General features: G+C 63.8%; 21 protein-coding genes. 7 read left to right on the forward strand and 14 right to left on the reverse strand.

Features of this window, described 5'->3' with window-relative positions; genetic code table 11:
- The first annotated feature begins 156 nt into the window (after window positions 1-156).
- The gene (locus tag H618_RS0112060; RefSeq protein WP_028695315.1) at window positions 157-1317 is read left to right on the forward strand and encodes an alpha-xenorhabdolysin family binary toxin subunit A; all 1161 of its coding nucleotides are present in this window, start codon (window positions 157-159) and stop codon (window positions 1315-1317) included.
- Between the two features lie 18 nt (window positions 1318-1335).
- Window positions 1336-2325, forward strand: coding sequence for an alpha-xenorhabdolysin family binary toxin subunit B (locus H618_RS0112065; protein ID WP_028695316.1), 990 nt, complete (start codon window positions 1336-1338; stop codon window positions 2323-2325).
- Between the two features lie 66 nt (window positions 2326-2391).
- Here the strand turns inward: H618_RS0112065 and lon are convergent, their stop codons facing one another.
- The 4 genes from lon to H618_RS0112085 form a co-directional block, all read right to left on the reverse strand.
- Entirely contained in the window at window positions 2392-4815 is a 2424-nt protein-coding gene (gene lon / locus H618_RS0112070) for an endopeptidase La (protein WP_028695317.1), read from the reverse strand.
- Window positions 4816-4967: 152 nt separating this feature from the next.
- Window positions 4968-7379: a glucose/quinate/shikimate family membrane-bound PQQ-dependent dehydrogenase gene (locus H618_RS0112075; protein ID WP_028695318.1), complete on the reverse strand. Its 2412-nt coding sequence runs from the start codon at window positions 7377-7379 to the stop codon at window positions 4968-4970.
- Window positions 7380-7418: 39 nt separating this feature from the next.
- Window positions 7419-8786 carry a carbohydrate porin gene (locus H618_RS0112080; protein WP_033727654.1) on the reverse strand — a complete coding sequence of 456 codons (1368 nt, stop codon included), beginning with the start codon at window positions 8784-8786 and terminating at the stop codon, window positions 7419-7421.
- Between the two features lie 218 nt (window positions 8787-9004).
- A complete protein-coding gene (locus tag H618_RS0112085; RefSeq protein ID WP_028695320.1) occupies window positions 9005-11056 on the reverse strand; it encodes a TonB-dependent receptor in 2052 nt (683 codons plus the stop codon).
- A gap of 208 nt (window positions 11057-11264) precedes the next feature.
- Between H618_RS0112085 and H618_RS0112090 the strand changes: the two genes are divergently transcribed.
- Both H618_RS0112090 and H618_RS0112095 read left to right on the forward strand, forming a co-directional pair.
- Window positions 11265-11486 carry a VF530 family protein gene (locus tag H618_RS0112090; protein ID WP_028695321.1) on the forward strand — a complete coding sequence of 74 codons (222 nt, stop codon included), beginning with the start codon at window positions 11265-11267 and terminating at the stop codon, window positions 11484-11486.
- Window positions 11483-12118, forward strand: coding sequence for a Pr6Pr family membrane protein (locus H618_RS0112095; RefSeq protein WP_028695322.1), 636 nt, complete (start codon window positions 11483-11485; stop codon window positions 12116-12118). Before H618_RS0112090 ends, H618_RS0112095 begins: the two co-directional genes overlap by 4 nt.
- Window positions 12119-12121: 3 nt before the next feature.
- On the opposite strand, the gene H618_RS0112100 is transcribed toward H618_RS0112095, so the two are convergent.
- The 3 genes from H618_RS0112100 to H618_RS0112110 all read right to left on the reverse strand — a co-directional run bounded on the left by H618_RS0112100 (window position 12122) and on the right by H618_RS0112110 (window position 16662).
- Window positions 12122-12883, reverse strand: a complete 762-nt coding sequence (locus H618_RS0112100) for a siderophore-interacting protein (RefSeq protein ID WP_028695323.1) — start codon at window positions 12881-12883, stop codon at window positions 12122-12124.
- Entirely contained in the window at window positions 12880-13353 is a 474-nt protein-coding gene (locus H618_RS0112105) for a PadR family transcriptional regulator (protein WP_050577303.1), read from the reverse strand. The genes H618_RS0112100 and H618_RS0112105 overlap by 4 nt, the downstream gene beginning before the upstream one ends.
- A gap of 183 nt (window positions 13354-13536) precedes the next feature.
- On the reverse strand, window positions 13537-16662 hold the full coding sequence (locus tag H618_RS0112110; RefSeq protein ID WP_028695325.1) for a transglycosylase domain-containing protein: 3126 nt from the start codon (window positions 16660-16662) through the stop codon (window positions 13537-13539).
- A 228-nt stretch (window positions 16663-16890) separates the two neighbouring features.
- Here H618_RS0112110 and H618_RS0112115 point away from each other — a divergent pair, with 228 nt between their 5' ends.
- Together H618_RS0112115 and H618_RS0112120 are read left to right on the forward strand one after the other, a co-directional pair.
- Entirely contained in the window at window positions 16891-17154 is a 264-nt protein-coding gene (locus H618_RS0112115) for a type B 50S ribosomal protein L31 (RefSeq protein WP_028695326.1), read from the forward strand.
- 81 nt (window positions 17155-17235) lie between these two features.
- Window positions 17236-17649: an NUDIX hydrolase gene (locus H618_RS0112120; RefSeq protein WP_028695327.1), complete on the forward strand. Its 414-nt coding sequence runs from the start codon at window positions 17236-17238 to the stop codon at window positions 17647-17649.
- Here the strand turns inward: H618_RS0112120 and metR are convergent.
- Window positions 17633-18550, reverse strand: a complete 918-nt coding sequence (metR, locus tag H618_RS0112125) for a transcriptional regulator MetR (protein ID WP_028695328.1) — start codon at window positions 18548-18550, stop codon at window positions 17633-17635. The two genes, H618_RS0112120 and metR, sit on opposite strands and share 17 nt — an antisense overlap.
- A 193-nt stretch (window positions 18551-18743) precedes the next feature.
- Between metR and H618_RS0112130 the strand changes: the two genes are divergently transcribed.
- Window positions 18744-19736, forward strand: coding sequence for an alpha/beta fold hydrolase (locus H618_RS0112130; protein ID WP_028695329.1), 993 nt, complete (start codon window positions 18744-18746; stop codon window positions 19734-19736).
- A gap of 9 nt (window positions 19737-19745) precedes the next feature.
- Here the strand turns inward: H618_RS0112130 and aauR are convergent, their stop codons facing one another.
- The 6 genes from aauR to H618_RS0112160 all read right to left on the reverse strand — a co-directional run bounded on the left by aauR (window position 19746) and on the right by H618_RS0112160 (window position 26240).
- Window positions 19746-21071, reverse strand: a complete 1326-nt coding sequence (aauR, locus tag H618_RS0112135) for a two-component response regulator AauR (protein WP_028695330.1) — start codon at window positions 21069-21071, stop codon at window positions 19746-19748.
- Entirely contained in the window at window positions 21068-22972 is a 1905-nt protein-coding gene (gene aauS / locus H618_RS0112140; protein ID WP_028695331.1) for a two-component sensor histidine kinase AauS, read from the reverse strand. The genes aauR and aauS overlap by 4 nt, the downstream gene beginning before the upstream one ends.
- Before the next feature lie 57 nt (window positions 22973-23029).
- Window positions 23030-23764, reverse strand: a complete 735-nt coding sequence (locus H618_RS0112145; protein WP_028695332.1) for an amino acid ABC transporter ATP-binding protein — start codon at window positions 23762-23764, stop codon at window positions 23030-23032.
- The gene (locus tag H618_RS0112150; RefSeq protein ID WP_028695333.1) at window positions 23761-24432 is read right to left on the reverse strand and encodes an amino acid ABC transporter permease; all 672 of its coding nucleotides are present in this window, start codon (window positions 24430-24432) and stop codon (window positions 23761-23763) included. Before H618_RS0112150 ends, H618_RS0112145 begins: the two co-directional genes overlap by 4 nt.
- Window positions 24433-25179, reverse strand: coding sequence for an amino acid ABC transporter permease (locus H618_RS0112155; protein WP_028695334.1), 747 nt, complete (start codon window positions 25177-25179; stop codon window positions 24433-24435).
- Between the two features lie 143 nt (window positions 25180-25322).
- On the reverse strand, window positions 25323-26240 hold the full coding sequence (locus H618_RS0112160) for a glutamate/aspartate ABC transporter substrate-binding protein (RefSeq protein ID WP_028695335.1): 918 nt from the start codon (window positions 26238-26240) through the stop codon (window positions 25323-25325).
- Between the last annotated feature and the right edge of the window lie 35 nt (window positions 26241-26275).

The following is a 26275-nucleotide window of genomic DNA, read 5'->3' on the forward strand; positions in this document are numbered from 1 at the left end:
GGCAGTACCTGCATGACTCTGCCTCGATCGCGATCAGGCGCGGTGTCTGCCTCGGGGACTCATTGCAGTCGAGGAAGGTCTGCCCGCTGCTGCCAGACAGTCAGGTTCCTTAGCTTCGGGGCCAGGGCCATTGGGGCCTGACTCAGGAGTACAGTCGTGAATGTCCAATCTGACGATTATTTAGCGCTACAAGGAGAGGCCGCCCAGTTACCGGGCGAGTTCGTCCGTACATTGGCCGAACGAGACGGCCCGAACGAAGGCGGCTTGACCTTCGGTCGTGAAGACATCATCACCATCAACCGGTATGCCAATTACGTGTTTTCGCTGCCGTCCACGCCTGCCGAACTGGGCAGATGGCTGGGGCCGCAAGCCACCGATGAGCCGGAGCTGACGGTAGATGGGATGACGGTTCTGTTCGATGCCCTACGCAACCATGCGGGGTCATGGCAGCCCTTGTCAGACAACAGCAAGCGCTTGGCTGCGGATCTGGGCACCAGCGCCCGATCGCTGCTCACCTACGGCAAGCGCATCATCATCGAGTGCGAAAAAGTGCTCGATCAGAAGGTGCCTCCCGAGCACTGGCAACAGGTCACGCTGCCGGTTGCGATTGCGCTGGACGACCACGAGAAACGGCAAATCAAGCGGCTGGATACCGTGCTGCGCATTGTCCAGGCAGAAGTGCGCAAGTACGCCAACAAGGTCAAGGAGGTCGGTGCTCAAGCCGAGATCTTCCGCGACACGGCGCGGTACACACTCATTCCTGCCGTCCACGACAAGCGCCGCGCGATCGAGCGCAAGCGCGGTGACGGCCTGATCGAGGACCTGCGCAGGCAACTCAAGGAACTCGATGAGCAAATCAGCAAGCTCAACAGTGAGTACGACAACTACGTCAAAGCCTCCCTGGCGGGGCTTTCCGCAGGTCTGATCGGTTTGGCCATCACTGGCGGTATCTATGGCGCCAAGGCGGAGTCGGTGCGCAAGCGCCGCAATCAGCTGAACAAGGAGCGCTTCAGGACGTGCAAGACATTGCAGGCCCGCGTACGGCTCGAGGGGCGTATGGCCGAGCTCGGCAGCTTCGTCGATGACCTGAACGCGCGGCTCAAGGAGGTGGTGATCAGCGCAGACTCGCTGCACAGCGTGTGGCAGAGAGTCGAGGCCTATATCACCCAGTCCATGGAAGTGCTGCAGGAAATCGAAGACTCCCAGGAACTGTTCATCTTCGTCATTCACTTCGAAACCTTCCTCGAGCAATGGCAAGGCATCGAAGCGCAGTCCGTTCAGCTCACCCGAATTTTTTCTCAGGCCTCTGCCGCTTGATCACAAGGTACGCACTCCATGAAAGCCATTGTTTCCACAATCAATAGCTCTGCCTTCGACCTTGACCTGAAACCCATGAGAACCGCCCGCGCCTTGTTCATCACGGCCTGGCAGGAGGGCGACTTCAAGTTCCTGAGCTACCTTCAGGAAAACCTGCAGCGCCATGTAAGGCTGCTCGACCAGGCCCACCAGCAAGTCAGCTTCATCGCGCAAGGCAAGATCGCCAGTCTCTCGACCTCAGGGTTGAACAGGGTCATCGAACAATTGGAGCGCAAGCCCATCCCCAGTGCGTTCAGCTACGCGCGAAAGCGTCAGCGTGACGCGGTGAGCAGTCTTCAGAAGCAGATCGATTTGCTACGTGACGAGCGAAACGCGCTCGATACGCTGCCAGCCCTCAACAGTGCCCTGGAAAAACAGCGTTTGCTCGAAGAGAAAGATCGCGTGGAAAGCCTGCGCGCTGGCGCCACGGAGGATGTGGCGCGCTATAGCGCAGAGCTCGAACGAGTGGAAAAAGCCATCGCTGCCTTGGAGCAAAGCGGTTTGCAAACCCGGTTTGGTAATGTGGTGCCCTCGCTCGACGCCCTCAGCGCTCTGATGGTGCCGGGCGGGGAGTATGCCGCAGCAGCGAAAATCGCCACGGACGCCCTGAAGGATCTGCAGACTTTGCTAGGTGATGTCCTCGTCGGCATGCAGTACGGCCAGCTGCACGAGCATGCCAAGGCGATGCGTCGACGGGCCCAGACCGAACAGGAACAGGTGCGTCGATTCGATCGGCGCAGCAATGAGCTGACCGGTCAACTCGACAAGATGGACACGCTGCACACACTGGAGCAGATGCGCGAACAATGGGGGGCGGGCGCCGAACACCTGCTCACCGGTTTGCAGCGCCTGAACCAGGACATCAGCCGCCTCGCCCTGGACGACGTCGAGGCGGTGAAGGCGTTGGCGGCAGCCTTCCGGCAACTGCTGGCAGTTCAGCAGCGTCTGGTCGCCGAACTGCAACTCTGACAGGCAGTACACACGGTCGCCCGGCGTTGCGGCGATCGTGTGTTTGCCGGTTGCCTGATTGCGTCCTCAGCTGAACAGTACCTTGGCCACATCGCTGAAGCGTTTGGCGAAATGCACCGTCAGGCCCTCGCGCAGGTACTCGGGCAGTTCGTTGTAGTCGCCGCGATTGGCCTCCGGCAGGATCAGTTCGTAGATCTTCTGCCGCCGCGCGGCGATGACTTTTTCCCGCACCCCACCAATGGGCAGCACCTGGCCGGTGAGGGTCAGCTCGCCAGTCATGGCCACGCCCTTTTTCGGCGCTTGGTCGCGCGCCAGTGAGAGTAATGCGCTGGCCATGGTCACCCCGGCACTGGGGCCGTCCTTTGGCGTGGCGCCTTCGGGCACATGCAAATGGATGAAGGCTTCATTGAAGAAGGCCAGGTCACCGCCGTATTGCGCAAGGTTCGAGCTGACATAGCTGTAGGCGATTTCCGCCGACTCCTTCATCACATCGCCGAGTTTGCCGGTTAGCTTGAAGCCGCGGTTGAGGGTATGCACGCGGGTTGCCTCGATCGGGAGCGTGGCGCCGCCCATGCTGGTCCAGGCAAGCCCGGTGATGACGCCTTTGCCCGACAGCACCTGTTCGCTGCGAAACACGGGCGTACCGAGCGCCGGTTCAAGGTCTTTCGGGCCGATCTTCAGTTTCGCCTCTGGGTTTTCCAGCAGTTTGAGCACCGCCTTGCGCACCAGCTTGCCCAGTTGTTTTTCCAGCTGACGCACCCCGGCCTCACGCGCATAACCCTCGATCACCTGGCGCAGCGCGGTGTCGCTGATGCTCAGGCTGGTCTTGGCCACACCGGCCTTGGCCAATTGCTTGGGCCACAAGTGGCGCTTGGCGATGGCGAGTTTTTCTTCGGTGATGTAGCCCGAGAGGCGAATCACTTCCATACGGTCGAGCAGAGGGCCTGGGATGGAATCGAGGGTATTGGCGGTGCACACGAACAGCACCTTGGACAAATCCAGGCGCAGGTCGAGGTAGTGGTCGAGGAATTCGACGTTCTGCTCAGGATCGAGGGTTTCCAGCAAGGCCGAGGCCGGATCGCCCTGGTAGCTCTGGCCCATCTTGTCGATCTCGTCGAGCATGATCACCGGGTTCATCACCTCGACATCCTTCAGCGCCTGCACCAGCTTGCCCGGCTGTGCGCCAATGTAGGTGCGTCGGTGACCCTTGATCTCGGCCTCGTCGCGCATGCCGCCGAGGCTGAAGCGGTAGAACGGCCGGCCGAGGGATTCGGCGATGGACTTGCCGACGCTGGTCTTGCCCACCCCAGGCGGGCCGACCAACAACACGATCGAGCCGCTGATCTCGCCCTTCCAGGCGCCGACGGCAAGGAATTCGAGAATCCGTTCCTTGATGTCGTCCAGCCCGGCATGGTGCTGGTCGAGTACCTTGCGCGCGTGCTTGAGGTCGAGCTTGTCGTCGCCATACACCCCCCACGGCAGGGCGGTGGCCCAGTCGAGGTAGTTGCGGGTCACGGCGTATTCGGGCGAGCCGGTTTCCAGGATCGCCAGCTTGCCCATTTCCTCGTCGATGCGCTTTTGCGCCTGTTCGGGGACTTTCTTGTCTTGCAGACGCTGCTGGAACTGCTCGAGGTCTGCGCTGCGGTCATCCTTGCTCAGGCCCAGTTCCTGCTGAATGACCTTGAGCTGTTCCTTGAGGAAGAACTGGCGTTGATGCTCGCCGACCTGGCGGTTGACCTCGGCGGAGATCTCGTTCTGCAGGTGCGCGACCTCGACCTCCTTGCGCAGCATCGGCAAGACTTTTTCCATCCGCTTGAGCATCGGCACGCAGTCGAGCACTTCCTGCAACTGCACGCCGGTGGCCGAGGTCAGTGCGGCGGCGAAGTCGGTGAGGGGCGAAGGGTCGTTGGGGCTGAAGCGGTTGAGGTAATTCTTCAGCTCTTCGCTGTACAGCGGGTTGAGCGGCAGCAGTTCCTTGATCGCGTTGATCAGCGCCATGCCGTAGGCCTTGACCTCATCGGTCGGCTCGGAGAGCTGGCGCGGGTACTCGACTTCCACCAGATACGGCGGGCGGTGGTGCTTGAGCCAGGTGCGGATGCGCACCCGGGTCAGGCCTTGGGCGACGAACTGCAGCTTGCCATTTTCCTTGCTGGCGTGGTGCACCTTGACCAGCGTGCCGTACTCGGGGAGCGCCTTGGTGTCGAAATGGCGGTGGTCTTCGGCCGGGGTGTCCATGAAGAACAGCGCCAGCGAGTGGTGCGGGGTCTTGGCGACCAGGTCGAGGGTCTCGGCCCACGGCTCTTCGTTGACGATGACCGGCAACACTTGGGCAGGGAAGAACGGGCGGTTGTGGATCGGGATGACGTAGACCTTGTCCGGCAGCTGCTGGCCTGGCAGGGCGAGGAAGCGGCCGGCCTCGGCATCGGCCTCGATATGTTCGACTTCGTCGCTTTCGTCGGGATGATCAGGAAGATCCTGCTGGTCGCTCATGGGGCACCTGCGTGATTGGCTATGGTGCTTAGATGGGGCAGGGGGTGAGTGGTTTCAATGGCGAGTGCCGGGATGGCAAGCGCCTCGGCGCGCAGGGCTGCGCGCCTTGGCAGAGGCGCCCCCAGGCGGGGGCGCGGACGTGTGGCCGTACTTTAGTCAGCCAGCTTGTAAGCGATGATGTAGTCACCCATCTTGGTGCCGAGCGAGCCATGCCCGCCTGCGGTCACCAGCACGTATTGTTTGCCGTCTTCACCGGTGTAGGTCATCGGCGTGGCCTGACCACCTGCCGGCAGGCGGCCTTTCCACAGCTCCTTGCCGTCGTTGACGTCGTAGGCGCGCAGGTACTGGTCGAGGGTGCCGCTGAGGAAACCAACGCCGCCTGCGGTAACGATCGAGCCGCCCATGCTCGGCACGCCAACCGGCAGACCGATCGGTACCGGGGTGCTGTCACGGGTGGTGCCGTTCTTGTGCTTCCACACTACCTTGTTGGTGAACAGGTCGATGGCTGCCACATAGCCCCAGGCCGGCGCCTGGCACGGCAGGCTGATCGGCGAGAGGAACGGGTGCATGGTCACGGCATAAGGCGCACCGGTGTTGGGCTGCACGCCGCTGGTTTCGCTCATCCGCTTGCTGCCGGCAGCGACCTGCTCACGGGGCACCATCTTCGACACGAAGGCCATGTAGTTGGGCGAGGTGAACAGCAACTGGCGGACCGGGTCGACCGACACGCTGCCCCAGTTGAACACGCCGACGTTACCCGGATAGACCAGCGAACCCTGCTCCGACGGCGGGGTGTACTGGCCTTCGTAGCGCAGCTCGCGGAACTGGATGCGGCAGAGCATCTGGTCGAACGGCGTTGCGCCCCACATGGCCTGTTCAGTCAGCTCAGGGCCGAGCAGGTTGAGGTCGGAACGGGCCTGGGTCGGGGCGGTGTGGTCACCCTTCACTGCGCCTTGGGGCACCGGAATCTCGCGGATCGGCACGATAGGCGTACCGTCGCGGCGGTCCAGCACGTACAGGCTGCCCTGCTTGGTCGGTACGATGACCGCAGGCTTGACGCCGTCGTCGGTCTTCAGGTGCACCAGGGTCGGCTGGCTGCCAACGTCCATGTCCCACAGGTCGTGGTGAGTGAACTGGTAGTTCCAGCGTGGCTTGCCGGTGGCGAGGTCGAGGGCGACGACACCTGCGCTGTATTTCTCGGCGCCTGGGGTACGGTCGGCGCCCCACTGGTCAGGGGTCTGGTTGCCCAGTGGCAGGTAGATCATGCCCAGCTCTTCATCGACGCTGGCGATCGACCACATGTTCGCCGAGTTGCGGGTGTAGACCTCACCGGCGCCCAGCGGACGGGTGTCTTCGGGCTTGTTGCTGTCCCAGTTCCACACCAGGTGACCGTCGTGCACGTCATAGGCACGGATGACCCCGGATGGCTCGTCGACCGACTCGTTGTCGGTGACGTGACCGCCGATGATCACCAGGTCGCGGGTGATGGCGGCGGGGGAGGTGGAGTAGTAGCCGCCGGCCGAGAACGGGCCGATGTTGCGGGTCAGGTCGACCACGCCCTGGTTGGCGAAGCCTTCGCAGACTTTACCGGTGTCGGCGTTGATGGCGATCAGTCGGGCGTCGGCAGTCGGCAGGTAGAGGCGGCGTGGGCAGGCCTGGGCGACCAGTTTGCCGGCTTCGCTGATCTTCGGCGCGGGGCTGCCGTCGCGGCTGACGTAGCGGTTTTCGTCATAGTAGGAAACGCCACGGCAGGTCATGTGGGCGAAGCCTTTGAAGGTCTTGGTCGGGCTCTTGATCTGCGGGTCGAAACGCCAGATTTCCGCACCGGTGTCGGGGTTCAGCGCCAGCAGCTTGCTGTGCGCCGTGCAGGCATAGAGCATGCCGTTGACCTTGAGCGGGGTGTTCTGGTTGGTCAGCTCGACCGGGTCATCGTCGGTCGGCAGGTCGCCGGTGCGAATGCGCCAGGCTTCTTCGAGGCGGCCGACGTTCTGCGCGGTGATCTGGCGCAGGGGCGAGTAGCGGTCGCCGTATTCGGTACGGCCATAGGCCTGCCACTCGCCATCGGGCATGGCCGGGGCGGCACTGGCCATTTCGCTGCTGTCACGGCCCAGTTCGCCGCGGATTTCACCCGGGTGAGTGAACTGGCTGGCGACTGCAGTGGCGCCCGAGGCGATCACCGCAACGGTCAGCAGCGCGGTGTTGGCGCGGCTGGCCGAGCCGATCAGCGGGCGACGCGCCCACGGCAGCAGCAACACCACGCCCAGGGCGAACCACAGCGACAGGCGCGGTACCAGTTGCCACCAGTCCAGGCCGATTTCCATCAGTGCCCACACGGTACTGCCCAGCAGCACCAGGCCGTACAGGCCAAGGCCCAGGCGCCGGCGCGCCAGCAGCAACACGCCCGACAGGGCAAAGCCGATACCTGCGACCAGGTAGTACAGCGAGCCGCCGAGCTGGCTCAGGTAGATGCCGCCGGCCAGCAGCGCCAGGCCCATCAACAACAGCAGGACGCCCATCAGGCGAGGCAGCCAGGGGGCGCCGGGTTTGGCACCGTCAGTGCTCATGGGGGTGTTCTCCGTAGGTCAGTAGAAATCGAAAGATGATCAAAAGCTGCTCTGAATCTTCACGCCGGCCACCAGCGCGTCGTCGACCTGGCTGACTCCGCCCGGATGGCGGATGTACTGCAGGTTGGGACGCACGGTGAGCCAGTTGGCCACGTGCACGCCATAGTTGAGTTCAGCGCTGTATTCGGTGTCCTGAACCGGCAGGAACGCCGGATCGGCATAGTCATAGAGCCCAGCAGCCTGGTTGGCCAGGCGTGCATTCTTGCGAAACGCCGGGTTGACGTGCACTTGGGCCACGGCGAAACCGATGTCGTCCTTGGGCCTTGCGTCGAACAGGCCTCGGTATACCAGGCCCGCCTGCAGGTAGTGGTCGATCACGTTGGTCTTCTTGTCGTGAGCGGTGGCATTGGCGAACAGGCTCAGGCCGCGCGAGGCATCGGAGGCCTTCGCGCTCACCTGCTGCTGCAAACCAAGCCACAACCCGTGCTTGCTGGCACGGCTGCGGTAGGCGTTGCCGCTGCTGGCGGCTGGCTGTCCATGGCTGTCGTCGAGGACGTCTTGCGCCCTGGCATTACTATAGTAGTAGCCGGCGCGGTACTCGCCCTCAAGGCCATTGACCTTGGGCTTCCATACCAGTTCGACGGGCATCAGTGCACCTTGCGTGCCGCTGCCGCTGAGCTTGAAGCCGTTGCCGGTTTCCAGGTTCGACGGGTTCTGCTCGAACGCGCCGACCTGCACGAACAGCTCCGGCGTGAGGTGATACTTGACCCGCAACGCCCACTGGCTGACCGGCCAGTTGTACCAGATGCCACCGACCCAGTTACCCACCTGCGAGCCGCAGAACGCCAGGTTCTGGAAGTCGCAAGGGAAGCTGTTGAAGTCCTCGCCTTCACCGAAACGGCCGACTTTCACGTCCAGCGCACCGTCGAAGTACTTTTGCCGAACCCACATCTGCGTCAGCCGCCAGGTCTGCCCGCGGCCCCAGACTTCCTGCGCCGAGGTGAAGCCACCGACCCGCGGGTCGTTGATGCGGTCATTGCTGATGTTGCGGCCGCTGCGCTCGGTGATGGTCAGTTGAGCATCGGTGTCGGCCCAGCCGGCGATCTTCGCCAGATCGAAGTGACTGCCAAAGGTGAACTGATCGCTGTAGCGCGCGGTGCGGTCATGGTCGTAGCCGCCGCGCAGGTTGCTGCCCACCTCACCGGTGTAGCCGACGGTGAAGTCGTAGCCGCGCTCGAGCAACTGGCTACGGCTGCCGTTCCAGTCACCGAGCATCCACGGCGAGTCGGCGTCGAACGCAGCCTGCGCTGCTGCGCCGGGGGCCAGGGCTACGAGCACGGGGCAGAGGGTCAGGGCGAGCAGGATCGGGCGAGGCGGATTGAGCGGAAGGTAGCGCTGTCTTGTCATTGTCGAAGCATGCCGAAGGCCTCGAGGGCGCGGGCGGCCTCGATGCGAAATTCAAAGGGGATAGAGCTGAAGCGTTTCAGCGTGGCGCGGAGGATATAGAGGAACGCGGCAGAAAAAAAGACAAAATGTCGCAGGGGACTGTTGCCCGCGCGGTAACAGTCCCCTCGACCAGGCGCTGCCGTGCGCGCATTGCACGCGCACGGCAGGTGTTGCGGCGGTCAGAAGGTGGTGCGCAGGCCCACCTCGACGCTGCGCCCAGGGGCTGGTGCGACGTCACGCAGGATCGAGCTGGCGTAACGCACGGTCTGGTCGGTGAGGTTCTCGCCGCGAACGAAGGCCAGCCATTGGCTTTCACCGATGTCGAAGCGGTAGCCGACGCTGGCGCCCAAGGTGGTGTAGCCAGCTGTGTGGCTTTCGTTCTCGGGCGTGCGCCGCTGCGCGGCGGCGTGTTGCACATCGACCCGCGCCTGCCAGCGATCCTTCGACCACAACAGCCCGCTGTTCAGGCGCAATGGGGCAATACGCGGCAGTGGCTGGCCGCTGTCGAGGTTCTTCGCGCGGGTGTAGTCACCGGACAGTTCCAGGGCGAACTGGCCATATCGATTGTCGGCCAGTTGCCAGCGGTCTTGAGCCTCGATGCCGTAGAAGCGTGCGCGCACGCCCTGGTACAGGTATTCGGGGATTTCACCATGGTCGTGGTCATGGTCATCATCGTGATCGTCGTCGCCATGGTCATGCTCATGGCCTTCACGCAGATTGCCGCTGCCGATCAGGCCGATGTAATTGCGAAAGTGACTGTAGAACACACCTACCGAGCCCTTGTGGGTGCCGTTGTCGAAACGCAGGGCCAGGTCTGCGGACAGCGCCTTTTCCTTGTTCAGGCTTGCATCTCCCACCTCATAGGCGCCGGTAGCCACGTGGGCACCGTCGGCATACAGCTCGTAGAAGGTCGGCGCGCGCTCGGTGTAGCCCAGGTTACCGGCCAGGGCCCACACCGGATCGAGCTGGTACACCGCCCCGGAGGACAGGCTCAGGGCGTTGAAGCTGCTGGTGCTGTCGGCCGCGGCGAAAGTGGCGTTGCCTTTGGCATCGGGGTCGACCCGGGTGTGCTCCAGGCGGCTGCCGAAGCTCAGGTTCAGGCGCTCGGTGGCCTGCCACTGCTCCAGCAGAAACAGCGCCAGGCTGTCGGTATTGGTATGCGGCACGAAGGCTTCTTCGCCCAGCGCAGAGAACTCGTTACGGGAAAGGTGCGCGCCGATCACCCCTTCCAGCGGCCCCAGCGGCTGATGGCGCGCTTCCACGCGCGCTTCATAGCCCTTGTTCTTGAAGGTGGTGTGCACCTCGCCGCTTTCGATTTCGCGGTGCTGGTAGTCGGTATAGCCGGCGTCGAATTTCAGTGACGTGAACGGGCCCGACAGATCGCGCAGCTCCGAGGCGAAGGCGTAGTGCTCTTGCTGCATGTCCAGGCGCACGCCAGGCTCGGCCACCGATCCGTAGTTGCTGTCGTAGCGGCTGTACGAGAGCCCGGTGTAGCCGTGCTCCCAGTTGTACGAGCCGCCAATGGCGCCGCCATCCTGACGGCCGTCGCTGTTCTCCAGCCGGCCTTTACGGCCCGGATCATCGGCATCGCGCAGGTTACTGCGCTTGGCGTAGCCGGGAATGCGCAGGTCGTTGAACTGACGGCTGTTGGCGTCCAGATGCAGAGCGAAGGTGCCGTCACCGGCTTCCAGTTTGCCGGCGCTGCTGCGGGTGGTGTCGGCGCCGCCGTAGCGCAACTCTCCGGCGCCGTGAATGCCGTCGATGGGTGAACTGGGGATGCGATTGTCGAAGGTATTGACCACGCCACCAATGGCGTTGCCGCCATACAGCAGCGCTGCGGGGCCGCGGACGATTTCGATGCGCTCGACGCTGTTGGGGTCCAGTGGCACGGCGTGGTCATACGACAGCGACGAGGCGTCCAGCGCGCCGACGCCATTGCGCAGAATACGGATGCGGTCGCCGTCCAGGCCGCGGATCACCGGGCGGCTGGCACCGGGTCCGAACCAGGTCGAGGCCACACCGGGTTGCTTGTTGAGGGTTTCGCCAAGGCTTGAGTGCTGCTGTTGCAGCAGCTCATCGCCTTCCAGAACGGTGCTGGGCGTGGCCAGTTGTGCGCTGCCCAGCGGGTTGGCGGTGACCACCTGGGGTTGCAGTTCCAGTGCCTGGCTCGACATCGAAGCCAGGCACAGCGCAGCGGCCAGGGGGGAAAGGGTGAACGAAAAACGGAGCATGGCGGGTGACGTTCCTTGGCAGATAGTTATTACGTTATAAAGTAACATAATTATTCCAGCACAAAGCCATCACGGCTGACCAGCACTTTGTCGCCGCTGCCTGCGGTGAGTAGGTCTGGAAGAAACCGCTGCCGCCGTGGGTGGTCAGAATCAACCTGGGCGGCCTTACCGGTGTAAAGTGCGCCCCTTGGTAATTCTGGAGCGCGGCATGAGCACGTCGGAACACAACGCCTTGCATGGCAAGACCCTCGAACAGATCCTCACCGAACTGGTAGCGCACTACCAATGGTCGGGGCTGGCCGAGCGGGTCGAGGTGCGCTGCTTTCAGCGCGACCCAAGCATCAAGTCGAGCCTGACTTTTCTGCGCAAGACCCCTTGGGCGCGGGAAAAAGTCGAGCAGTTGTATGTGAAGTTGCAGCGCCGCGGTTGAGCATCCGGCATCCGTGGCTGACGCTGGCGGCATTGCTCGGCTGGACCGGCCTGAGCGTGCAGATCTGGCTGGTGCTGGTGGCTCGTTGGCAGGCCGAGGCGAATCTGGTCGGTGGGCTGGTGAGCGTGTTCGGTTACTTCACTGTGCTCAGCAACACTTTGGTCGCCACGGTGCTGAGCCACGCCGCCTGGGGCCGAGAGGGGCCGGTGCGGCGCTGGTTTCTCAGCGCGCCGGTCAGCACCGGCATCGCCGTCAGCATCAGCCTGGTGGCGCTGGCCTACAGTCTGCTGTTGCGCCACCTGTGGCAGCCCAGCGGTTGGCAGTGGCTGGCCGATGAGCTGCTGCACGATGTGATGCCTGTGCTGTTCGTCGTGTACTGGTGGCGCATGGTGCCCAAGGGCCGCTTGCGCCTGCGCCACCTGGCGGCCTGGAGCCTGTACCCGATGGGCTATTTCGCCTTCGCGCTGTGGCGCGGATTCGAGATTGGCGTGTATCCCTATCCCTTCATCGACGTGGCGCAGCTGGGCTATGGCAGGGTGCTGCTCAACGCGCTCGGGCTGCTGCTGGGCTTCTGCCTGGTCGGTGGCTTGTTCATCGCCATCGACCGCTGGCGCGCGCGGCGCGCTGGCTGAGGGTCAGGCGTCGTCGGCGCTGGCATCGGCGCGCCAGTAGGCGGCAGCCTTGAGATCCTGCTCGTTGACGCCCTTGTCCAGCAGCAGCGCCTTGACCTCGCGGGTCAGGCTCTTTTCCAGCGCCACCCAGCTGTACAGTCGGCCTGCCGGCAGCTCCAGGGCCTCGACCTGGGTCGCCATATCCTGCGCGTGGCGCAACACCCAATGCACCTCGACATCGGCCTGGCTGGGCAACGGCTGGCGCTCGGCGGCGTCTTCGATCTGAATCAGTGCCACTACCTGGCGCCCTGCCGGCAGTTCCTCGAGGCGCCGGGCGATGGCCGGCAAGGCGGTCTCGTCGCCGATCAACAGGTAGCTGTCGAAGATGTCCGGCACCACCAGTGAAGCGCGCGGCCCGGCGATGTGCAGGGTCTGGCCGGCGGCTGCCTGGGCGGCCCAGGTCGAGGCCGGGCCGTCGCCATGCAGAACGAAGTCGATGTCCAGTTCCAGGGCGTCGAGGTCGATGCGCCGCGGTGTGTATTCGCGCAGGGTTGGCTTGACCTCGGCATCGCGGCCCAGTTGGCGCGCGTCGATGGCCGCCTGTTGCTCGGGGTTGCTGGCGAACAGCAGCTTGATGTGATCGTCGCTGCCCAGGCTGGTGAAGCCCTCCAGTTCGGCGCCGCCCAGGGTGATACGGCGCATGCGTGGAGTCAGCTCGGTGACCCTGAGCACGCTCAGGCAGCGCTGACGGATGGTGTGGTTGACGCGATGCACGCTGTCATTCATGAGCGGTTCTCCGGGGATGAGTGGGGGCCGGCGGCGATTGCGCTGGCGGCATCGTTGAGCAGGCGACTGACACGCTCGATTTCCTCGGCGCTCCAGTGGCCGTTGTGCATGTGCAAGGCATGGCGCAGGTTGCCCACCGCCTGGTGGATCTGTTCCGGGCGCTGCTGGCCGGTCAGCGCACGCTTGCTGATGTCCAGGCGCATGCGCAGGTTGTGCAGCGCCACGTGTTGCTCGGCGAGGCTGCTTTGGCCGAGTTCGGTAATCAGGTACAGGCGCTTGCTGCCCTGCGCCTGGCCGCGGATCAGCTCGGCTTCTTCGAGGAAGTTGAGGGTGGGGTAGATCACCCCGGGACTTGGGCTGTAGCCGCCGTCGAAGAGGTTTTCGATCTGGCGGATCAGGTCGTAGCCATGACCGGGTTGTTCGGCCAGCAGCGACAGCAGCAGCAGTTTCAGGTCGCCTGGGGCGAACATGCGCGGGCCACGGCCGCCACGGCGCTCGAACGGGTCTTGGGCAAGGGGGTTGCGCACAGGGAGCCTCCGCAATCAGATGTATCGCAGAAGCTTACGCAAGATATATCTTTTAGCAAGTTATAAATGCGCATGTTTCTCATTCGAGAAACATGCGGCAGGTGTTTGAACGCCTCTATTGGGCGCCTACGACGCCCCGTTGGCGGCCATCTGCGGCGCCTTGCATTCGGTCGCGCTGCCCGGCTCCAGGTAAGGCATCAGAATCGGCGCCATGCCCTTTAGCACCTGTACCGGTAGGGCGGAGGTGAACGTGAAGGCCTCGGCGGTACGTCCCGGCACGAAGGCGGTGAGGGTGCCGAAATGGTTGTCGCCCAGGAAGAACACGAAGGTGGCCGTGCGGTTCAGCGAGCGTGAGCCGATCAGCCGACCGCCGGCACCGAAGCTTTCGATGCGGTTATCGCCGGTGCCGGTCTTGCCGCCCATCACCAGCGGGGTGCCATCGTGCAGGGTGAAGCTGCCGGAAATACGTCGCGCCGTCCCTGCGTCGACCACCTGCGACATGGCGCCTTTGAGCGCCTGTGCCACTTCCACCGGCAAAATCCGCTTGCCGCGGTCAGGATCGCTGACCAACTGCGTCTCGTACGGGGTGCCTGCGGCCAGGTGCAAGGTGTCGATACGCAAGGTCGGCAAACGCACGCCATCGTTCTGGATGATGCCGACCAGCTCCGACAACGCTGCCGGGCGATCACCCGAGCTGCCAATGGCGGTGGCCAGCGATGGCACCAAGTGGTCGAACGGGTAGCCGACGCGTTTCCAGCGCTGGTGGATATCGAGGAAGGCCTCGATCTCGACCATGGTCCGCACCCGGCTGTCGCGCGCGCCCTGGTGGCGGCTCTTGAACAGCCAGCTGTACACCTCCTGACGCTCGAAGCGGCTGGCGTTGATCGCCTCACGCTGGGTCGCACCAGGGTTTTTCAGCAGGTAACCGAGCAGCCACAGGTCGAGCGGGTGCACCTTGGCGATGTAGCCCTGGTCGGGCAGGTCGTACTTGCCCGGTCCGTAGGCGGCGTACATTTCCACCAGACGACTGTCGCTGAGCCTGGCCAGCGCCGCCGGGCTGCCCTGGCTGTGGGCGCGGACGAAGGCGTTGAAGGTTTCCTGGCGTGATTCGGGGAACAGGTAACGGTGCACGGCGGCCAGGCGCTGCGGGGTCACGCGCAGGCTGTCGAGGAAGGTGTCGAGGCGCTGCTGCGAGGTCTTGCGCTGGTATTTTTTCCAGAAGCGTAAGAGGTAATTGGTGCCTTCGCGGTCGGCGAAGCGCGCCAGGTATTCCTGGCGGCGCGGATCGGCGTCGTCCTTGAGCAGCGGCTCGCGGTTGTAGGGTTGCTGGTAGGTCACGTAGCGCACGATGTCGCGCATCAGGCGAATGAACGGCAGGTTGATCGATTCGCGCAGGGCATCCTTGAGGCTCGGGTTGCGGCCGTTGTCCTCCTTGCGGAAGTTGTTGAACACGTGCATGCCGCCGCCGGTAAAGAACGATTCCCCGGTATTGGCCGAGTACTTGCGTTCCAGCGCAGCATCGAGCATGGCCGCAAGGTTCTGGTTCTTCGGGTTCTGCAGCAACCAGTCGAGCGACCAGCGGCTGAGGCGGTCGAGGTCGGCGACCTGCACCTTGCGCAACTCGGCCGGCGGCTTGCCGGCATATTGCCCGTGCAGCTCGGCGATGATTTCCAGGTAGGTGGTGAGCACCCGCAACTTGGCGGTAGACCCAAGTTCCAGCTTGCTGCCTTCGTTGATGTCGAACGGCTGGTTGGTGCTGTCGGTCTGCACGCGCACCCGAGAGCCGTCGGCGGTGCGTTCGAACAGGGTGAAGCTGTAGCTGACCTGGTCGGTGGTCCTGGCGGTCAGCAGGCGCTCGCCGATCAGGCCGATCTGCGCGGCGAAGGCGGGGTCGGCGAGGTGCTTGAGGTAGTCGCTGACCTGCAACTGCAAGTCGGCCTGCAAGGTGCTGGTGGCCGACAGGTCGAGACGATCGAGGTCGTAGAGGGGACGGTTGAACATCGCGGCCAGGCGGTTGCGCGCCAGGCTGATGCCCTTGTTGGTGACGATCGGCACGATGGTCGGCTGCGCCACCCAGTCGCGGTAGATCGCCTTGCTGGCCAGGGCGGCGTCGGCCAGGGCCGGTTCGATGATGCCGTTGGCGGCCAGCACGCGCACGTGCGAATCGGTCAGCTCGGCCAGCTCGATGCGGCCCTTGGACAAATAGTGCGAGGGCCGGCGCTGGGCGATCATCAGCGACAGCACCTGGCGCAGGGCCAGGCCACGTTCGGCCAGATGCTCGGCATCGCTCGCGGTGCTTTTCAACGCCGCATTGACCTGCTCGAAGTCAGCGCCGTACCACACCCGCAAGCCCTCGGCCATGCCATGCACCTCGCCGTGGCCGGGCACGGCCGACAGCGGCACGCTGTTGAGGTAATCGCGCACGATGCGCTGGCGCGCCAGGGTGGTGTCGGGGCCGCCCTGGTAGGCGCGCACGCTGGCGGAAAACATCTGCCGCAGCTTTTCGGCACCCGACACGGTCAGCCCATCGGGCGAATGACGGTATTTTTCCAGTTGCGTGGCCAGCGTACTACCGCCGGCGGACTGACCGGGCAGGGCCAAGTACTTGGCGATCTGGCTATAGGCTGCCTTGGCGAAGCGTGGCCAGTCGACTGCCGGGTTGTTCTGCGGGTCCTTGGGGTCGAGCAGGCCGCGGTTTTCGATGAACAGCAGGCTGTTGACCATCACCGGCGGGATGTCGCTGAACGCCGGATACAGGTGCTGCGGATACTGGTACTGGTAAAGGCTGTCGCCGCGACAGTCGGTGATGGAAAGGCCGGCCTGGATTTTCTCCACGTAGGGCACGAACAGGCCATGGCCGACGTAGTCCATCAGCGCTGGCGAAAAGCGCGTCTGCTCACTGATGACATAGTCACGCTTGAGCAGGCGCGGTATGAACTCGCCAATGCCGCTGTAGCCTAGGCGTTTGTCGAACGGCCCTTCGCCGGGGTAGATCACCGCGTCGCTGGGGCCCGGTTGCAGCGAATAGGTCAGCGTACTGGCCAGGCGGCTGAACGTACGGGCCTGCAAGGCCGAGGTCTGGCTTTCCTGGTACAGGGCGATGCCCAGTGCGATCAGTGCCAGCAGCACAAGCAGTGCCAGCAGCCGCCACCACAGGCGGCGACGGCGGCGGGGTGGTGGCGCTGGGGCAGAGGGCTGCTCGGTATCGGGTGCTTCCATTCGGGGAGGTTCCGTGTGCCACAGTGCGCCCATAGTTCTAAATCCGACCAGGTAGTTTCATCTTGCTGGGCAGAAGCTTAGACGCTGGGCGGGCGATGTGAAAATTTTGTCAAAGGAAGCCAAGACTTACTTGTGACAAACGGTACCGGGCAGAGGTTGCGCGATTATTCCGGCGCGGCGCGTTTAATCACTGAGTAGTTGTCAGGAATGATTCCCGATTGGTATGTTATAGAGTATCAATCCATCTCAAAGGTATTCACCATGAAACCCGGCATCCACCCGCAATACCGTACCGTGCTGTTCCACGACACCGCAGCAGACGTGTACTTCCTCATCGGCTCCACCGTCGACACCGACCGTACCCAGAAGCACAGCGACGGCAACACTTACCCCTATGTAGCCCTCGATGTGTCCAGTGCGTCCCACCCGGTCTATACCGGCCAGCAGCGCAAGACCACCGTCGAAGGTCGTGTGGCAGGCTTCAACAAGCGTTTCGCCGGCTTCGCCAGCAAACCTGCGCAGTGACCGGCCCCTTGATCCAGAGCGCCCGCTTGCCTGAGTCTGCCGGGCGTGTGATGCTCGCACGCCCTTTTCAGGCAGGCTCCCATGTCCAACATCATTCGCATCGCCGCCGCTCTGCTGGTCGACCCGCAGGGCCGTACCTTGCTGGTACGCAAACGCGGCACCCAGGCCTTCATGCAGCCCGGTGGCAAGATCGATTCTGGTGAAACAGCGCCCCAGGCCCTGGCTCGCGAGCTGTTCGAAGAACTCGGCGTGCGCATCGAGCCGCAGGCTGCCCAGCACCTGGGCAGCTTTAGCGCTCCGGCAGCCAACGAGCCTGGCTGTCAGGTGCACGCCGAGTTGTTCCAGGTGCTCACCGATCAAGCCGTCGCACCTGCCGCCGAGATCGAGCAGGTACTGTGGCTGACCGCAGAGCAAACCCCTGATGTAGTGCTCGCGCCACTGACTGCCGAGCAGATCCTGCCGCTGTACCGCGAACGCTTCAGCGCACCGCGCTGACCCCATCGAGGGTGGCGAACGAGGTGTCCTTGGCGGTCAGCAGGAAATCGCGCATGTAGGGCGCATCGAGCATGTCGGTGCGCACCGCCGCGTACAGCGTGGCGAACAGGCCTTTCTCGCCCAGCCGTTTGCCCTTCACATAGCCACGCGAGCTGTATTCATGCAGGGCCCAGTGCGGCATGCCGCAGACGCCACGGCCGCTGGCGACCAGTTGCATCATCATCACCGTCAGCTCTGAGGTGCGCACCGCGGCCGGCTCGATATCGGCCGGCTCGAGAAAGCGGGTGAAGATGTCCAGCCGGTCGCGTTCCACCGGGTAGGTGATCAGGGTCTGGTCGAGCAGGTCTTGCGGCACAATGTAGGGCTTGCTCGCCAGCGCATGCTGATTGGCCACCGCCAGCATGGCCTCGTAGGTGAACAACGGCACGTAAGTGATGCCTGCCAGGTCCAGCGGGTCGGAGGTCACGACCAGATCGAGGTCGCCACGGGCCAGCGCTGGCAGGGGTGCGAAGGCGAACCCCGAGGCTAGGTCGAGCTCGACTTCCGGCCAGGCGTCGCGGAACTGATCGATGGTCGGCATCAGCCACTGAAAGCAGCTATGGCACTCGATGGCCATGTGCAGTCGCCCCGCAGTGCCGCCGGCCAGACGCGCGATGTCGCGTTCGGCGCTGCGCAGCAGGGGCAACGTGGCATCGGCCAGTTGCAGCAGACGCAGGCCGGCACTGGTGAAGCGCAACGGCTTGCTCTTGCGCACGAACAGCGGCAGGCCCAGGCGCTCTTCCAGTTCCTTGAACTGGTGGGAGAGCGCCGATTGGGTAAGGTGCAGGCGTTCCGCCGCTTCCACCAGACTGTCGGCCTCGCGCAGGGCATGAAGGGTTTTCAGGTGACGGATTTCCAGCACAACGAACTCCGGGGCTATTCCCACTGGTGCGATCAGGGCGATGAGTTTCCCTCATGTTGCCGCAGGTGTCGACCTGCACCGGCGTGACCGCCTGGCCGGCTTCATCAAACTGTCATTGAAGTGTGGCAGCGCGCTTGAACGGGATTCATCACACTCGCGCTCTACTGGGAATCTGCAATCTGGTGTTAAGGGCATGCGAGCGTTGTTGGTGTGGTTGATGTTGTGGGTGGGGGTTCCCGGAGTCGCGGCGGCGCGCTGTGATGCACAGGTGCCGGTGCAGCAGGCCGAGCTGGGTCAACTGAGCCTGGCCTATCAGAGCGTGGGCGCTGCGAATGATCCGGCATTGCTGCTGGTCATGGGCCTGGGCGGGCAGTTGATCGACTGGCCCGATGACGTGGTCGAGGCCCTGTGTCGCCAGGGCTTTCGGGTGATTCGCTATGACAACCGCGATGCCGGCCTGACCCGCTGGATACAGCCGCCGGCGTCGGCCAGCCTGACCCTCGAACTGCTGCGCTATAAGCTCGGCCTGCCGGTGGCGGCGCCCTACAGCCTTACCGACATGGCCGACGACGGCCTGCGGTTGATGGACCAACTGGGCATTGAGCGCTTTCACGTGCTGGGAGTGAGCATGGGCGGCATGATCGCCCAGCACCTGGCCGCCGAGGCGCCTGAGCGGGTCAGCAGCCTGACGCTGCTGATGTCCAGTTCAGGCGCGGTGGGCCTGCCGGCGCCCAGTGCGGCCCTGGTGCAGTTGTTCGCTCAGCGCGGCGCCAGTGACCGCGACACGGCCTTGCAGCAGCAGGTCGAGCTGTTGTCTGCACTGGGCAATCCGCAGGTTGCCGATGACCGCACGCAACTGCTGCAACAGGCCGCGCGGGCCTATGACCGGGGCTTCAATCCCGAGGGCGGGCGTCGGCAGATCATGGCGATTCTCGCCGAGCCGAGTCGCGTGGCGCTGCTGAACCAGTTGCGGGTGCCGACCCTGGTAGTGCATGGCACGGCAGACCCACTGTTGCCGGTGATGCACGGGGTGCACCTGGCAGCGCACATCCGCGGCAGCCAGCTGCGACTGATTCCAGGCCTCGCCCACCGTTTGCAAGAACCGTTCAAGGCACCGCTGCTGGGGGCGATCCTGCCTTACCTGCGCGCCCAGCGCCTTGAATCTGCGCACATCGCCGGGCTTTAAGCGCAGGGTTCAGGCCAGGCCATATTTCTTCACCTTGTCGAACAGCGTGGTCTTGGCCATGCCCAGGTCCTGGCTGGCCTGGCTGAGGTTGCCGCCGGTACGCAGCAGCGCCTCGCTGAGCAGGTTGCGCTCGAACGCCTCGACCGCTTCGGCAAAACCCAGCCCCTGGCTGGCGCCGCTCGGGCTCTTCTTGAACGCCGGCAAACCCAATGCGAAGCGCTCGGCCACGTTGCGCAACTCACGTACGTTGCCCAGCCACTCGTGGGCCATGATCTGCGACAGGGTCTGGCTGTCCAGCGCCAGCGCTTCGCGGTCGAAACGCAGCGCCGCTTGTTCTAGGAAGTGTTCGAACAGTTGCAGGATGTCTTCGCGCCGCTCGCGCAGCGGCGGCAACTCCAGGGTCACCACGTTCAGGCGGTAGTACAGGTCGCTGCGGAACTCGCCGCGTTGACCGAGGCTTTGCAGGTCGGCCTTGGTCGCTGCGATGATCCGGCAGTCGACCGGAATGCTCATGTTCGAGCCCAATCGCTCCAGCGTGCGTTCCTGTAGCACACGCAGCAGTTTGATCTGCAGGTTGATCGGCATGCTTTCGATTTCATCGAGGAACAGCGTGCCGCCATTGGCATGTTCGATCTTGCCAATGCGGCGTTTGCCGGCGCCGGTGAAGGCGTTGGCTTCATGGCCGAATATTTCGCTTTCGAACAGGTTCTCGGGCAGCCCGCCGCAGTTGATGGCGACGAAGGGCTGGCCCTGGCGCCGGCTGAAATCATGCAGGCAGCGAGCGACCAGTTCCTTGCCGCTGCCGGTCTCGCCCTCGATCAGCACATTGGCCGAGGTGTCGGCGACGTTGCCGATCAGTTCGCGCAGGTGTTGCATTGCTGGTGAGCGACCGATGATGCGTGCCTCCAGCGAGCCTTGCCCGGCCAGTTGGCGGCGCAGGGCCACCACCTCGCGGGCCAGCCCGCGCTGCTCGAGGGCGCGGCGCACCACATCCACCAGGCGCTCGGGGGAGAAGGGTTTCTCCATGAAGTCGTAGGCGCCGTTGCGCATCGCGCCCACCGCCATGTCGATGTCGCCGTGACCGGTGATCAGCACCACCGGCAGGCTGCGGTCGCGGGCCTTGAGCCTTGCCAGCAACTCCAGGCCATCGATACCGGGCAGGCGGATGTCGCTGACCACGATACCGGCGAAGTCATCGCCGATGCGTTCCAGCGCCGCCTCGGCGCTGCCCACCCCTTCGCAGGCGATATCCTCCAGCGCCAGTGCCTGCTGGCAGCCCAGCAGTACATGGGGGTCGTCTTCGACGATCAGGACAGTCAGGGGGGCTTGGGTCATGGATGCTCAGCCGTATCGAGGGAAAGGTTGGCCAGGGGCAGCACCAGCACGAAGGCGGTACCGCCTTCGCTTGGGTGCTCGACATTGAGACTGCCCTGGGCGGCGGCGGCGAGGCTCGCCGACAAGGTCAGCCCCAGGCCCAGCCCGTGTTCGCCTGGCTTGGTGGTGAAGAACGGTTCGAACAGGTGCTTGCGTGCTTCGAGATCGATGCCGTGGCCGTTGTCGCGCACTTGCAGTCGGTAGCGCTCGCCTTGCAGTTCGCCCTCCAGCCACAGGGTTGGGCGCGGTTGGTTCTGGGTTGCGTCCAACGCGTTGGCCAACAGATTGGCGAGAATCTGCTCGAGACGGGTCTGGTCGATGGCCAGGCGTTGCTCGTCGAAATCACGGTGGATGCGCAGGCGGCTACTGGAAAGGCGCGCGGCCAGCAATTGCTGGCAGGCATCCACGGCTTTGCACAGCGACGCCTGGCCGCCATCGTCGCTGCGCTTGGCGAACGAGCGCAGGCTGGCGGTGATGCGTCCCATGCGGTCGATCAGCTCGTTCATGGTGCGCAGATTGGCGCTGGCGACGTCCAGCGCGCCGCGCTCGAGGAAGCGCACGCTGTTGCCCGACAAGGTGCGCAGCGCGGCCAGAGGCTGGTTCAGTTCGTGGGCGATGCTGGTGGACATCTGGCCGATGGCGGCCAGCTTGCCGGCCTGCACAAGTTCATCCTGAGCCTGGCGCAGGGTCTGCTCGGCGTGCCTGCGCTCGCGAATCTGGCCTTTGAGCCGCTCGTTGCTGGCACGCAGGTCGGCGGTGCGCTCGGCGATTCGCCGCTCCAACTGCGCATTGGCTTCCTGCAGCGCTTCGCGGGCGGCCAGGCGCGTGGCGATGACCTTGCGTCGCTCGTTCCAGGCGATGCCGAGGATGGTCAGCAAGGCGAAGGCGAAGGCCACCAGCGCGCCCTGCACCATGGCTTCGCGGCGCAAGTCTTGCAACGGGGTGAGCAGGGTGAAGTGCCAGGGCGTGTCGGCCAGGCGGCGGGTCTGTGACAGGTAGGTCACTTCCTGCGGCTCGCCTTGGGCGGTTTCGCTGTTGGCCGGGAAGGTGAGCTTTTCCACGCCATCGGCCAGTGGCTCGCGGGCCAGCGGTTGCAGTTCTTCCAGCGGCCACCAGTAGTACTGCAGGCTGCGCGCCAGCTGTTCCTTGACCTGCGGCGTCAGCGGCTGCAACGACTTCAAGCGCCGCGCCGGATCGCTGGAAAGAATGATGATGCCGTTCTCGTCGCTGACGAAGGCTTCCAGGCGCGCTCGCTGCCAGCGTTCTTCCAGCGTGTCGAGGCGTACCTTGATCACCGCCACGCCGATGATCCTGCCGTGTTCTTCAAGGCCATGGGCGAGGTAGTAGCCGGCCTCGCCAGTGGTGCTGCCGATGCCATAGAAGCGTCCCGGCTGGCCGCGCACGGCATCCTGGAAGTAGGGGCGGAACGAAAGGTCTTCACCGAGGAACGAGTCGGCATCGCGCCAGTTGCTGGTGGCCTGTACGCGGCCCTGGGTATCGAGAATGTAGATGGCCCGGCTGCGGCTGCGCCGCTGCATGCCTTCGAGGTATTCATTGACCGACTGCCGAGCGCCGCCATCCGGGTCGAGCAGCAACTGCGACACGCTGTCGTTGAGCTCCAGCAGGCTGGGCAGGTAGGTGTACTTGCTGATCTCGCTTTCTACCGTGCGCGCGTGCAGCTCGAGCTGGCGCTCGCCGGTTTCGCTGAGGGTGCGGATGCCGTTGCTCTGGCTGATCAGGTAGGCGACCAGGCCGATGCCGACCATCAGAAGGATGATCAAAGGCGGGATGAGCAATTGGCGAAGCAGACGGGATTTCACGGTGGGCCGGGTGAGGCGAAGGAGCGCGGGGTTGCATTTCATCACAGTGGCCTTGTCACCACCAGCCTGCGCTGCCCAAGCAACGCAGGCGGGCGACACTCAGTGCTGCAGAATCTTGCTGAGGAATTGCTGGGTGCGCTCGTGGCGAGCGCTTGGGTCACCGAAGAAGGCTTCCTTCTGGCAGTCCTCGATGATGTGTCCCTTGTCCATGAAGATCACCCGGTTGGCCACCTTGCGCGCGAAGCCCATTTCGTGGGTGACGCACATCATGGTCATACCTTCGTGGGCCAGCTCGACCATCACATCGAGCACCTCGTTGACCATTTCCGGGTCGAGCGCCGAGGTCGGTTCGTCGAACAGCATGACGATAGGGTCCATCGACAACGCACGGGCAATGGCCACACGCTGCTGCTGACCACCGGAAAGCTGACCGGGGTGCTTCTTGGCGTGGGCGCTGAGGCCCACGCGCTCGAGCAGCGCCAGGCCCTTCTTGGTCGCTTCGGCTTCACTGCGGCCGAGTACCTTGCGCTGGGCGATGGTCAGGTTCTCGGTGATGCTCAGGTGCGGGAACAGCTCGAAGTGCTGGAACACCATGCCCACCCGCGAGCGCAGCTTGGGCAGGTTGGTCTTGGAGTCGGCGATCGAGGTGCCGTCGACCACGATGTCGCCCTTCTGAAAGGGCTCCAGGGCATTGACGCACTTGATCAGGGTCGACTTGCCCGAGCCGGACGGACCGCAGACCACCACCACTTCACCTTTCTTGACCTCGGTGTTGCAGTCGGTGAGTACCTGGAAGTCCCCGTACCACTTGTTGACGTTCTTGATGGAAATCATACGGCGATCCTTTTTTGCAGACGCTTGACCAGCCACGAAGCGGAGAAGCTGATGACGAAGTACACCGCCCCGGCGAAGATCAGGAACTCGTGGGAGCGTCCGATGATGTCGCCGTTGGCACGTGCCGAGTTGAGGAAGTCCACCAGGCCGACGGTGTACACCAGCGAAGTGTCCTGGAACAGGATGATGCTCTGTTGCAGCAGCAGCGGCGTCATCTTGCGAAACGCCTGGGGCAGGATGATCAGGCGCATGGTCTGCCCGTAGGTCATGCCCAGCGCCTGTGCGGCGCCCATCTGGCCCTTGGAGATCGCCTGCACGCCGGCGCGCACGATTTCGCAGAAGTACGCCGCCTCGAACATCATGAACGCCACCACACACGAGGTGAACGCGCCGATCGGCGTGTCTTCCCCGGTGATCCAGCGCAGCACGAACGGCACCGCCAGGTAGAACCAGGTGATCACCAGCAGCAGCGGAATGGAGCGGAAGTAGTTGACGTAAGCGCCGGCAACGCGCGACAGCAGTTTGCTCGACGACAGCCGCATCAGGGCCAGCACGGTGCCCAGGGCGATACCGCCGACCACGCCCATGACCATCAGTTCGAGGGTCAGCAGCATGCCGTCCCACAGTGCCGGCAGCGCAGGAATGATTTCGCTGAAATCCAGTTCCATTTACTTGCCTCCTACGGAAATCAGGCCGGGCACGGCGACTTTCTTCTCGACCAGGCGCATGAGCAGCATCAGCCCCATGTTGAGGGTGAAGTAGATCAGCGTGGCGAGGGTGAAGGCTTCGAACAGGTTGGCGGAGAACTCGGCGGTTTGCTTGGTCTGCGCCAGCAGCTCCATCAGGCCGATCAGCGAGGCGACCGAGGAGTTCTTGAAGACGTTGAGAAACTCGGAGGTAAGCGGCGGAATGATGATGCGGAAGGCCTGGGGCAGCAGCACATTGCTGTAGATCTGCGTGAGGCTGAAGCCCATCGCGCGAGCCGCCGACTCCTGGCCGCGCGGCAGCGCCTGGATACCGGTGCGCACCTGCTCGCAGACCCGCGCTGCGGTGAACAGGCCCAGGCACACGATCACGCTGATCAGCGCCGAAGTGGTCGGGTTGAGGTCTTGCTTGAACCATTCCTGCAGGCCTTCGGGCAGCAGATCGGGCACCAGGAAGTACCAGATGAACAGCTGCACCAGCAGCGGCACGTTACGGAACAGCTCGACGTAGGCGGTGGCGATTCCCGACACCAGGCGGTTCGGCATGGTACGCATGACACCCAGCACCGAGCCCAGCAGCAGCGCGATGATCCAGGCGCTGATGGCGATGGCGATGGTCCAGCCAAGACCTGTGATGTACCAGTCGAGGTAGGTTTCATCGCCCACCCCGGTGGACCTGAAGAACACGCCCCAGTCCCAGTTGTAATTCATCGGGATTTCCCCTCAGACGATCGTTTCACGGGCACCTTCGAACCTTCGAGGGCGACGGGCGCCCTCGGAGGAAAGGTTAGACACTAACGGCAGGCCTGCCGGGTTAATTCACGCGCATACGGCGCAGCAGGCCAGGGGTGGGGTCAGGAGGTCTTGTCGTCGGCGGCCTTGTCGGTCGGCTCGGCGATCAGCTTCTTGAGCTCGTCGCTCATCGGGAACTGCAGGTTCAGGCCCTTGGGTGGGATCGGCTGCTGGAACCACTTGTCGTAGCTCTTGTTCACGTCACCCGACTTGAAGTAGGCGACGATGGCCTCGTCGACCGCTTTCTTGAAGGAGTCGTCGCCTTTACGCACCATGCAGCCGTAGATTTCGTACGACTGAGGGGTGCCGGTGATGACCCAGTCGGCAGGCTTCTTGGCCTTGGCCATTTCGCCGGCGAGCAGTGCGTCGTCCATCATGAAGGCCACGGCGCGGCCGCTTTCGAGCATGTTGAACGCCTCGCCGTGGTCCTTGGCGGAAATCACGTTCATCTTCATCTGCTTGTCGGCGTTCATCGCCTTGAGCAGACGCTCGGACGTGGTGCCGGCAGTGGTCACGACGTTCTTGCCGGCCAGGTCAGGGAAGTCCTTGTAGGCTGGCTGACCGTCCTTGACCTTGGTCAGCAGACGGGTACCGACTTCGAAGATGCCAACCGTGAAGCCAACTTGCTGCTGACGCTCGACGTTGTTGGTGGTGGAGCCGCACTCCAGATCGACGGTGCCGTTCTGCACCAGCGGGATACGGGTTTGCGAGGTGACCAGGTTGTAGCGGACCTTGATGTCGGTGCCCAGTTGCTTCTTCAGGGCCTCGACCACAGCCAGTTGCACGTCGTGCGAGTAGCCGATGGGCTCTGGCTTGCCAGCCAGGTAGGAAAATGGAATGGAGGAGTCGCGGTGGCCCAGGGTGATGGTGCCGGAGTCCTTGATCTTCTTCAGGGTGCCGGTCAGTTCTTCGGCCATGACGGGGGAAGCGAATACCGCAGCGGCGATGGCCGCGCCCAGCAATTGACGAACGATACGCATCAAATTTTCCTCGACGTGTTTGTTTTTTTTATGGA

The sequence above is a fragment of the Pseudomonas cremoricolorata DSM 17059 = NBRC 16634 genome (assembly GCF_000425745.1).
GTDB lineage: Bacteria > Pseudomonadota > Gammaproteobacteria > Pseudomonadales > Pseudomonadaceae > Aquipseudomonas > Aquipseudomonas cremoricolorata.

Coding starts and splice junctions, on each gene's coding strand:
- H618_RS0112065 (WP_028695316.1), top strand. CDS start 1,336: ATGAAAGCCATTGTTTCCACAATCAATAGCTCTGCCTTCGACCTTGAC.
- lon (WP_028695317.1), bottom strand. CDS start 4,815: ATGAGCGACCAGCAGGATCTTCCTGATCATCCCGACGAAAGCGACGAA.
- H618_RS0112075 (WP_028695318.1), bottom strand. CDS start 7,379: ATGAGCACTGACGGTGCCAAACCCGGCGCCCCCTGGCTGCCTCGCCTG.
- H618_RS0112080 (WP_033727654.1), bottom strand. CDS start 8,786: ATGACAAGACAGCGCTACCTTCCGCTCAATCCGCCTCGCCCGATCCTG.
- H618_RS0112085 (WP_028695320.1), bottom strand. CDS start 11,056: ATGCTCCGTTTTTCGTTCACCCTTTCCCCCCTGGCCGCTGCGCTGTGC.
- H618_RS0112090 (WP_028695321.1), top strand. CDS start 11,265: ATGAGCACGTCGGAACACAACGCCTTGCATGGCAAGACCCTCGAACAG.
- H618_RS0112100 (WP_028695323.1), bottom strand. CDS start 12,883: ATGAATGACAGCGTGCATCGCGTCAACCACACCATCCGTCAGCGCTGC.
- H618_RS0112105 (WP_050577303.1), bottom strand. CDS start 13,353: ATGTTCGCCCCAGGCGACCTGAAACTGCTGCTGCTGTCGCTGCTGGCC.
- H618_RS0112110 (WP_028695325.1), bottom strand. CDS start 16,662: ATGGGCGCACTGTGGCACACGGAACCTCCCCGAATGGAAGCACCCGAT.
- H618_RS0112115 (WP_028695326.1), top strand. CDS start 16,891: ATGAAACCCGGCATCCACCCGCAATACCGTACCGTGCTGTTCCACGAC.
- H618_RS0112120 (WP_028695327.1), top strand. CDS start 17,236: ATGTCCAACATCATTCGCATCGCCGCCGCTCTGCTGGTCGACCCGCAG.
- H618_RS0112130 (WP_028695329.1), top strand. CDS start 18,744: ATGCGAGCGTTGTTGGTGTGGTTGATGTTGTGGGTGGGGGTTCCCGGA.
- aauR (WP_028695330.1), bottom strand. CDS start 21,071: ATGACCCAAGCCCCCCTGACTGTCCTGATCGTCGAAGACGACCCCCAT.
- aauS (WP_028695331.1), bottom strand. CDS start 22,972: ATGAAATGCAACCCCGCGCTCCTTCGCCTCACCCGGCCCACCGTGAAA.
- H618_RS0112145 (WP_028695332.1), bottom strand. CDS start 23,764: ATGATTTCCATCAAGAACGTCAACAAGTGGTACGGGGACTTCCAGGTA.
- H618_RS0112150 (WP_028695333.1), bottom strand. CDS start 24,432: ATGGAACTGGATTTCAGCGAAATCATTCCTGCGCTGCCGGCACTGTGG.
- H618_RS0112155 (WP_028695334.1), bottom strand. CDS start 25,179: ATGAATTACAACTGGGACTGGGGCGTGTTCTTCAGGTCCACCGGGGTG.
- H618_RS0112160 (WP_028695335.1), bottom strand. CDS start 26,240: ATGCGTATCGTTCGTCAATTGCTGGGCGCGGCCATCGCCGCTGCGGTA.